At 46.1% G+C, this 1,712-nt stretch carries 2 protein-coding genes; both read left to right on the forward strand.

Translation table 11 applies throughout. The features are described 5' to 3' along the window. The coding region (locus ACYQ11_RS21980) for a hypothetical protein (RefSeq protein ID WP_459925980.1) at positions 1 to 384 on the forward strand (384 nt) is incomplete at its 5' end. Positions 385 to 898: 514 nt separating this feature from the next. Continuing rightward, positions 899 to 1,306, forward strand: a complete 408-nt coding sequence (locus ACYQ11_RS21985; RefSeq protein WP_459925981.1) for a hypothetical protein — start codon at positions 899 to 901, stop codon at positions 1,304 to 1,306. Positions 1,307 to 1,712 lie beyond the last annotated feature (406 nt).

Below are 1,712 nucleotides of genomic sequence, written 5' to 3' on the forward strand. Positions count from 1 at the left end.
AAGGCTATAATGAAAATCATTGTATATAATTACAAGGATCAATATGCTCTATCCAGAAAACAATTAGAGAAACTTATTGAAGTTCTCCCGAATAAATATTTTGCACCGATTCAAGAGTTTCATATTACCTACAGCCGTAGAGGTTCTGAACGTTTTGAATATGTTCAAGAATACAAACAAGCTCATTTCTGTTATCCTGTTGAGCAAAAAAACAATGAAATAGTCAGCGATGCAGTTCGAGAATTATTAATTGGTTTAGCTCGTATGAAAACCAGCACAATGTGGGGTTACAAACTATCAGAAAATGAGAGGTCACTTTATCAAGATTTTTTGGATAAGTGGCACTCAAAATGTATGTCATCATTAATGAAACCAAAGCCTTAACAACTGGCTGCAGGTGAGCCTTCCGCGGAGCTCCAGGCCCCCTGAGCCAGAGCGTTGGCAGTCGGACGAACGCCTGGGTAAAAAGCAGTAAATTGATTTGCTCTTTCAAAAAGAAATGGTGTAAACAATTCGGTGCAAGGACATTCTCCTGTTGAACGGATTTACAAGTTCTGCCGCTGTCTCGTTCCGGGTAGTCCATCCGCTCAACCTTTGTGGCGGGTTCCGGCTCCGCCGTTCTCAGAGCGGCTCGCACGTTCGAAGGCTTTCCCGGCTTTGATCATCGTTGGGTTCTGATTGTTCTTTGTCACTCCTGGCATATTGTTTCCACGTTACCCGGCAGTGGGTTCATCACATCCTGTTCCCCACCCATTCGCCACCGTGAATCAATCTGCCAACAATTGCTTCCACCGGACCGGGCTACAGCTTGTCCGTTTTGGAAGTCTTTAATTTTTCAACCTTTTCTGCCCATCAGCCCGGCGTCTCATTTCGCCGCCCGGCCGGTGAAGCACACGTTATGTTTGAGGAAAGAGTTGTGAAAACTTTTAGGACTACATTAATACTTGTTTGTTTAATTACATTGGTCGGTTGCGCAACCGGATCGTCTATTGTAACGGGAACTGTCAGGCCAGCTACCGACCCAAATTACGTTAAGATTTATCTTGAGCCACCACAGGAATATGAAACAATTGGTATTGTAGAGGCCTCAAGTGATGTTGAGTTTTCTTCTCAAGCCGCTACAGATCGAGCAATCCAAGAGTTGAAAAAACAAGCGGCAAAGATTGGGGCGAATGGCGTACTCATAACTAACACTGAAAGCAAATCCGGTGACGTAGTTGGGTTTTATTCTGGAGGAGTTTTTTACGGGGATGCAAGTGAAGCCAAGACTGCGAAAGGTAGAGCCATATTTGTAATCCGAGAATGAACATAACCATGTGTTCCAGTGGATCGGGCTACAGCGCGCCTTCGTTAACCGATGTCTTTATTCAACCAGTTTCGTTCTCTGGTCGGCTGTCGTGATTCGCCGCCCGCCCACTGAACACCACGTTGGCAGTCGGACGAACGCCTGGGTAAAAAGCAGAAAATTGTTTTGCTCTTTCAAAAAGAAATGATGTAAACAATTCGGTGCAATGGCATTCTCCTGTTGAACGGATTTTCAAGTTCAGCCGCTGTCTCGTTCCGGGTGGCCCATCCGCTCAACCATTGTGGCGGGTTCCGGCTCCGCCGTTCTCAGGGCGGCCCGCACGTTCGAAGGCTTTCCCGGCTTTGAGCATCGCCTTGTTCTGATTGTTCTTTCTCACACCTGGCATATTGTTTCCACGTTCCACGAC

The organism is Desulfatiferula olefinivorans, assembly GCF_054657895.1.